General features: G+C 72.7%; 3 protein-coding genes and 4 pseudogenes. 2 read left to right on the top strand and 5 right to left on the bottom strand.

Annotated elements, in window-relative coordinates; genetic code table 11:
* The 5 genes and pseudogenes from ACIQOV_RS18000 to ACIQOV_RS17980 form a co-directional block, all read right to left on the bottom strand.
* Positions 1 to 239: pseudogene (locus ACIQOV_RS18000) on the bottom strand (hypothetical protein); the annotation flags it as partial.
* A 95-nt stretch (positions 240 to 334) separates the two neighbouring features.
* Complete coding sequence (locus ACIQOV_RS17995) at positions 335 to 1,000, bottom strand: HAD family hydrolase (protein ID WP_401049529.1); 666 nt, start codon at positions 998 to 1,000, stop codon at positions 335 to 337.
* A 75-nt stretch (positions 1,001 to 1,075) separates the two neighbouring features.
* Positions 1,076 to 1,795 (bottom strand): annotated as a pseudogene (locus tag ACIQOV_RS17990) (putative Ig domain-containing protein); the annotation flags it as partial.
* Positions 1,796 to 2,005: 210 nt separating this feature from the next.
* Positions 2,006 to 2,623: pseudogene (locus ACIQOV_RS17985) on the bottom strand (trypsin-like peptidase domain-containing protein); the annotation flags it as partial.
* 187 nt (positions 2,624 to 2,810) lie between these two features.
* Entirely contained in the window at positions 2,811 to 3,740 is a 930-nt protein-coding gene (locus tag ACIQOV_RS17980) for a hypothetical protein (RefSeq protein WP_401049527.1), read from the bottom strand.
* 150 nt (positions 3,741 to 3,890) lie between these two features.
* On the opposite strand from ACIQOV_RS17980, the gene ACIQOV_RS17975 reads away from it, so the two are divergent.
* Together ACIQOV_RS17975 and ACIQOV_RS17970 are read left to right on the top strand one after the other, a co-directional pair.
* Positions 3,891 to 5,012, top strand: coding sequence for an alpha/beta hydrolase (locus ACIQOV_RS17975; RefSeq protein ID WP_401049525.1), 1,122 nt, complete (start codon positions 3,891 to 3,893; stop codon positions 5,010 to 5,012).
* A 71-nt stretch (positions 5,013 to 5,083) separates the two neighbouring features.
* Positions 5,084 to 7,435, top strand: a pseudogene (locus tag ACIQOV_RS17970) (glycosyltransferase family 39 protein); the annotation flags it as partial.
* Positions 7,436 to 7,494: the final 59 nt, after the last annotated feature.

The raw sequence follows: 7,494 nt of genomic DNA, 5'->3' as shown, positions 1-7,494 counted from the left end.
CTCGGCGTGCTCGCCGCCCCCGCGCTCGACCTGCGGCTCGGCCTGCCGGGTGACGAGTCGAAGCCCACCTCCACCACCAGCTCCGCCCCGAGCCGGTACATCGCGTTGCTGGTCCCGGCCGGTTCCACCGGCTCGACCGGCAGACCGGCCCACTGCGGGAACTGCTCGGCGACCATCCGGCGCACCAGGGCCTCGTCGATGTCCAGTTCGTCGGGGTGCAGCTTGCGGGAGGAGGCCATGGTGCCCGACCCTGCCACCCGCCGGCCGCGCCGGGCAACCGAATTGCCGCGCCCGCCCGGCCCCGCGGGTCGTTCTCCTGCCCGGAGGGCGGGGCCTACTCCTGGTGAACCGCGCCCGCGGCGATCAGGCCGGGCAGGTCCCGCATGTCGTCGAAGACCACGGTGCCCGGCCCCGCCAGCCGCTCCGCGGCCGTGACGCCGCCCGCGTAGCCGAGCGCGCGCATCCCGGCGGCGCGGGCGGCCTCGACGCCGGGCCGGCTGTCCTCGACCACCACGCAGGCGGCCGGGTCGACGCCCATCGAACGCGCGGCGTGCAGGAAGAGGTCGGGCGCGGGCTTGCCGCGGGCGACCTCGGTGGCGCTGAAGATCCGTCCGGCGAAGTGGTCGTGGAGGCCGGTGCGGCCCAGGGTGTGGCGCATCTTCTCGTGGGTGCCGCTGGAGGCCACGCAGGTGGGCAGGGTGATCGCGGCCAGGGCTTCCGGGAGGCCGGCCACGGGGGTCAGCCCGGCGTCGACCGCGTCGGCGTGCAGTTCGACGAAGCGCTTGCTCCACAGGACGGCCGTCTCGGCGCCCAGCCGTTCGGCGACCGTCGCCCGATTGGCGGCCTCGGACCGTCCGACGAAGAGCTCGATCGCCTCCGCCTCGGTCAGCGGCCAGCCGTGCTCCGCCCCCAGGCGCACCAGCACCCGGACGGCGATCACCTCACTGTCCACCAGGACGCCGTCGCAGTCGAAAATCACCAGCTCTATCGGCTTGATCATCCGACCAGCATAGGCCGGTGCGCACCCGAGGGCGGTGACCGTCGAACCGGCCACCGCCCCTTGGGCGTTACCTGGTCAGCCGGTCTGGACGGAGGTGTCGTCGATCACGAAGCTGGTCTGGAGCGAGGCGTCCTCGGTCCCGGCGAACTTCACGGTGACGCTCTGGCCCGCGTAGGCCGACAGGTCGAAGGTGCGCTGCTGGTAGCCGGCCGCGGCGTCCACGTTGGAGTAGGTCTTCAGCGCGGTGCCGTTGACCGACACGGTCAGCTTGTCGTACGCGGTGCTGCCCGACTCGGCGGTGTCGATGTGCAGCCAGAAGCTCAGCGTCGCCTTGCAGCCCGACGGGATGCTCACCGTCTGCGACAGCGAGTCCGAGTGGGTCGAGCCGTAGCCGTTCAGCCACGCCTTCCAGGAGCCGCCGTGGGCCGCCTGCGAGGAGCTGTTGTCCACCACGCCGCTGGACGTCGTCCACGGGGTGGCGGTGCCGGTCTCGAAGCCCGCGTTGCCCAGCAGCTGCGCCGGGGTGCAGCTGCCGCCACCGGTGGAGACCGCCCAGGCGAAGGAGGTGGAGGCCGACGTGCCCGCGGCGTCCGTGACGGTGACGGTCACGGTGGAGCTGCCCGCGGTGGAGACGGTGCCCGCGATGACGCCGGTGGAGGAGTTGATCGACAGCCCGGCGGGCAGGCCGGTCGCGGCGTAGGACAGCGGGGCGGTGCCGCCGGAGGCGCCGATCTGGAGGTTCACCGCGCCGCCGACGACGGTGGACTGGTTGCCCGGGTTGGTCACCGAGACGGTGCCGCTGCCGGCCGGCTTGGTGAGCAGGCAGCCGGAGACGTTGAGGTCGATGGCCCGGCTGGAGTTCAGGCAGGTGGTGAACCAGTACGTCTCCTCGCCGTAGCTCTGGCCCTTGAAGGCCTTGGTGGTGCCGTCGGCGGCCACCTCGCACGGGTTGTTGAGGGTGCACATGGCGCCGTCGTCATTGCCGGTGTTGTTGATGCCGATGATCCGCCCGCTGGCGGACTCGACGATCGGCGAGCCGGAGGTGCCGTGCGTGGTGTTGCAGCCGGAGCTGTAGCGCAGCGAGTCGTGCCAGGTCCACTCGTCCTCGCGCAGGGTCGGCACGAAGCCGTTGACGGAGCAGTTCCAGACCTGCTTCCAGTACGACGAGGGTATGTACATCGACGCGCCGTCGGTCGGGTGCGAGTCGCTGATGGTCAGCGCGGTGGCGCCGTACTTGGAGCTGATCGACCCGTAGGTGTCGGTGAGTTGGTAGAGCGCGACATCGGTGCCGGTCATCGTCGCGTAGAGCACCTTGTCGGCCTGGACGGTGCCCAGGCTGTTGCCCGCGCCGTTCAGCAGGGTGCCGCTGCGGCTGGCGGTGGCGTTCTGGATCACCTGGCCGGCCGAGGGCATGGTCGGCAGGCAGTGCCCGTTGGTGAGCATCAGCGCGCGGTCGCCGGCCACCGAGGTGGGGTAACGGACCAGCGAGGCCGAGCAGTTGCTCAGGGCGATGGTGGACGTCAGGTCGGCCGCCTGGACGGCCTGCGCGGGGGCGGCGGCGAAGGCCAGCCCGCCCGCGACGACGGCACTGGTACCGGCCACCGCGACAAATCTCTTGAACATGGCTCTCCTTGTGGGGGATCGCGGGGTGTACGACTGGTCGCCGACGCCCGCGCCGCACGAAAGTGCCATGGCCACTTCAAGAGGTCAAGGATTGTGACCGAACTCGCCACTGCCCGGCACGGGTCGTGCCATCCGAAGGCAACGACCCGTCCCGGTATGCCCGTTACGGGCAGAGGCTACGCGGCGGCTACGGCTGCGGGGCGGTGGCCGCGGTCAGCCAGGCAGAATTGCCGGTGCCCTCGCCGCCCTCCGCGCGGAGCTTGACGGTCCAGGTCGTCCCGGACGGCTCGAACTCGTACTTGTCACCGACCTTGACGAACCGGCAGTCCTGGGTGAACTGCTTCACGTCGGCGTCCCAGTCCACTCCGGTGGTGTAGTGGAAGGCGTACGAGCCCGACGTGATGCCCTCGATGGTGGCCTTCTGCCCCTTGACCACGTACATCGAGGCCACGGCCTGGCCGTCCTGGACGACCGAGACGACGGCGTCCACGTCCCCGTTGTTGGTGAAGGTCAGCTCCCCCTTGCCGCGGTTCCCGCCGTCGCGGACCGGGGAACCGTTCTCCTGGGCCCGCGGCTGCGGCTGCGGCTTGGGCAGTTGCGGAACGGTGAGGGCGGCCGGCTGGCCGGCCGTCGCCAGCTTGGCGAGCGCGGCGGGGACCGCCACCAGTCCCTGGCCGCCGCCGAGCTGTGCCTGGATGACGCCGACGGTGCAGTACTTCTTGAGGTTGAGGTCGGTGCGGATCGTCAGCGCCTCGGAGGAGAGCGTGTTCAGGCCCGTCACCAGTTCGGTGCGCGCCGCGTCGACCCCGTCCGGTGCGCCGGCGGCCTTCAGGCTCCGGACCGCGCGGTCGGCACTGGACTCCACGATGGCGAGCGCGGTCTCGACCTCCTTCACGGTCGTCGCCGCGGCCACCTTCGACAGCCCGGTGCCGACCGGCTCCAGGGACTGCGCGAGCGTCGTCCCGAACGGCGTCGCCGAGGCGCTCGGCACGACCGTCGCCGAAGCGCTCGGCGCGGCGGCACCACCACCCCCGCCGGAGCAGGCCGCGAGCAGCAGCACCCCGCCGACCGCCAGACCCGCCCCACCCGAAGACCCCGCGCACCGCATCGACTTCACGACCCCACCCCACTGTCATCCGCCGCGCACTCCCCGTACGCGTCAGGGCGACATGCTGCCGAGCACGAACCATCCGGGTCAACCCGATAAGGACGATCATCGGAAGGGGCCGCCCCGGGGCCTCCACGGAGGTCAACTACGATCGGGCTCGTGCTCAGTCTCACCGGACTCCCGCTCCAGATCATCGCCTCCCTCCTCGCGATCGCCGTCTTCGCCGCCACCATGTGGCTCTGGCCGCGGTTCGGCGGGAAGGGCTGGAAGGCGTGGCTGGGCCGGATCGGCGCGTTCCTCGCCACCCAGGTGTCGGTCCTGGCCGCGATGGGCCTGATCGCCAACAGCTACTTCGGCTTCTACAGCTCCTGGACCGACCTGCTCGGCACCAGCGGCGGGCTCGGCACGGTGGTCGACCACCAGCCCAACGCCTCCGGGGTGGCCGTCACCGGCGAGCAGAGGTTCTACTCCGCCCAGGGCTCGGACCCGGAGCGCTCCGGCCTGATCCAGAAGGTCGACGTCAAAGGAGCCGGCAGCGGTCTGACCACCGAGGCGTACGTCTACCTGCCACCGCAGTACTTCCAGCCGGACTACGCCAAGCAGCGCTTCCCGATGGCCCTGGTGCTGACCGGCTACCCGGGCACTCCGGAGAAGCTGATCTCGCTGATGCAGTACCCGGCGTCCACGCTGAACGCGATCGAGCAGAAGAAGCTGCCGCCGACCGTCCTGGTGATGACCCGCCCCACCCTGGTCGGCGACCGGGACACCGAGTGCGTGGACGTGCCGAACGGCCCCCAGGTGGAGACCTTCTTCACCACCGACCTGCCCAAGGCCCTCGCCACCACGTACCGGATCGGCACCGACCCGGCCAACCGGGCGGTGATCGGCAACTCCACCGGCGGCTACTGCGCGCTCAAGTTCGCGCTGCGCAAGCCCGACTCCTACCGCGCGGCGGTCGCCCTCTCCGGCTACTACAGCGCCGCCCACGACGCGACCACCGGTGACCTCTTCGGCGGCAACGACCGGCTGAAGCAGGAGAACGACCTGCTGTGGCGGCTGAAGAACCAGCCGCCGGCCCCGGTCTCACTGCTGCTGACCACCGCGAAGGACGAGAACAACCGCGACGAGACCGGGGCCATGGTCGCCGCCTTCAAGGCCCCGACCAAGATGTCCACCATCACCCTGGACACCGCCGGCCACAACTTCCACACCTGGACCCGGGAGATCCCCCCGGCCCTGGAGTGGCTGGGCGAGCACCTCACCATGCCGCCATCCGCCTGACGTTCCGGATCACACGCGCCTCACAGCCCCGTCTCACGGTTCTCTCAGCCGCGCCACCCACCGTATGGCGCATGACCACGAGCAGCTACTCCCCTCCGGCCGGCGAACCGTGGCCCGAGGCCGCGAACCACCCGCCGCCGGAGGTGCCGCCCGGCCCGGCCCGGCCGGACCCGGCGCCGCTCTTCCCCGAGCAGCCCCTGCCGCCCACCGGCCCCAAGGGTCCGGCGTCCTGGTCCGGCCGGCTGCGCACCCTCCCGGCCCGCGCCTGGCGCGGGCGCGCGGACGACCCGCGCTGGGTACGCCCGGCCCTGCTGGCGCTGCTGGCCGCGACCACCGTCCTCTACCTGTGGGGCCTGAGCGCCTCCGGCTGGGCCAACTCCTTCTACTCGGCCGCCGTGCAGGCCGGCTCCCAGAGCTGGAAGGCCTTCTTCTTCGGGTCCTCGGACGCGGCGAACTTCATCACCGTCGACAAGCCCCCGGCCTCGCTGTGGCCGATGGCCCTGTCGGCGCGGATCTTCGGCCTCTCCTCGTGGTCGGTGCTGGCCCCGCAGGCACTGATGGGAGCGGCCACCGTCGGCGTGCTGTACGCGACGGTGCGCCGCCGCTTCTCCCCGCTCGGCGGCCTGCTGGCGGGCGCCGCGCTGGCGCTCACCCCGGTCGCGGCGCTGATGTTCCGCTTCAACAACCCGGACGCGCTGCTGGTGCTGCTGCTGACGCTGGCCGCGTACGGGCTGGTGCGCGCGGTCGAGGCCGCGGGCACCCGGTGGCTGGTGTTCACCGGGGTGGTGTTCGGCCTCGCCTTCCTCACCAAGACCCTGCAGGCCTTCCTCGTGCTGCCCGCGTTCGCGGTGATCTACCTGGTCGTCGCGCCCACCGGCCCGTGGCGGCGGGTGCGGCAGCTGCTGCTCTCGGGCGCGGCGATGGTCGTGGCCGGCGGCTGGTGGGTGGCGGTCGTCGAGCTGCTGCCCGCCTCCGCCCGCCCGTACGTCGGCGGTTCGCAGGACAACAGCTTCCTCTCGCTCACCTTCGGCTACAACGGCCTCGGCCGGATCAACGGCGACGAGACCGGCAGCGTGGGCGGCGGCGCCCGGATGCCGGCCGGGCTCGACCTGCCGGGCGGTGCGATGCGCGGCGGCGGTCGCGGCTGGGGCCGGACCGGGCTGACCCGGATGTTCGGCACCGACATCGGCGGACAGATCGCCTGGCTGCTGCCGGCCGCGCTGATCCTGCTGGTGGCCGCCCTCTGGGCGACCCGCCGCTACGCCCGCACCGACACCGCCCGCGCGGCCTTCCTGGTCTGGGGCGGCTGGCTGCTCTCCACCGCGCTGATCTTCAGCTTCATGTCCGGGATCTTCCACCAGTACTACACGGTGGCGCTGGCCCCGGCCGTCGCGGCGCTGGTCGGCATGGGTGTGGACGGCCTGTGGCGGGCCCGGCACCGGCTGCCCCGGGCGCTGGTGCTGGCCGGGACGCTCGCGGTGACGGCGGTCTGGGCGTTCGTGCTGCTCGGCCGTAGCCCGGACTTCGTGCCGTGGCTGCGCTGGGCGGTGCTGGTCGGCGGGCTGCTCGCGGCGGTGGCGCTGGCCGCCGGTCCGCTGGTCGTCGGCTCGCCGGCCGCCGGGTCGCCGACCGGGCGGTTCTCCGGCCGGACCGGCGCGCGGATCGCCTCGGTGGCGGGCCTGGTGGGCCTGGCGGCGGCGCTCGGCGGTCCGGCGGCGTACGCGGTGGACACCGTGAACACCCCGCACACCGGCTCGATCGTGACCGCCGGGCCGGGCGTGGACGGCGCGTTCGGACCGGGCGGCACGGGGCGCAAGGGCGGCAAGGGCTTCCCGGGCGGGCAGAACGGCCAGGGCTTCCCCGGCGGCCAGGGCTTCCCGGGCGGCCAGGGCTTCCCGGGCAGCGGCACGGGGGTGGGCACCGACCACGGCAACGGCCGCCACGAGCGCGGCAACGGCACCGGCAGCGGCACCGGCTTCCCCGGCGCGCAGGTTCCCGAGGGCACGGGCACCGACGGCCTCCCCGGCGGCGCCACCGCCGGCGGCCCGCCCCCCGGCGGCATGGGCGGCCTGCTCGACGGCCCCAAGGTGACCGACGAGGTCGCCGCCATGCTGAAGGAGAACGCCGACCACTACACCTGGGCGGCCGCCACGATCGGCTCGCAGACCGCCGCCGGCTACCAACTCGCCACCGGCGAACCGGTGATGGCCCTCGGCGGCTTCAACGGCACCGACCCCTCGCTGACCCTGGACGGCTTCCGGACGTACGTCCAGGAGGGCAAGGTGCACTGGTTCATCGGCGCCGGCGGCTCCCACCGCGGCTTCGGCGGCGCGGGCGGCGACGAGGGCGGGCAGCAGAACGAGTCCGCCCGGATCGCGTCCTGGGTGGCCGCCCACTTCACCGCGGAGACCATCGGGGGCAGCCACTCCTGCTTCTGCTTCTCCGAGCCCCACCGGTGGATCGAGTACATCGAGAGCGAGCC

Source organism: Kitasatospora sp. NPDC091257, assembly GCF_044757675.1.
Classification (GTDB): domain Bacteria; phylum Actinomycetota; class Actinomycetes; order Streptomycetales; family Streptomycetaceae; genus Kitasatospora; species Kitasatospora lactacystinica.
The sequence above is the reverse complement of the archived record's forward strand: the minus strand, read 5'-3'. Positions and strand labels throughout refer to the sequence as shown.

Excerpts from the sequence above, each read along its gene's own strand:
- ACIQOV_RS17995 (WP_401049529.1), bottom strand. The coding sequence starts at position 1,000 with ATGATCAAGCCGATAGAGCTGGTGATTTTCGACTGCGACGGCGTCCTG.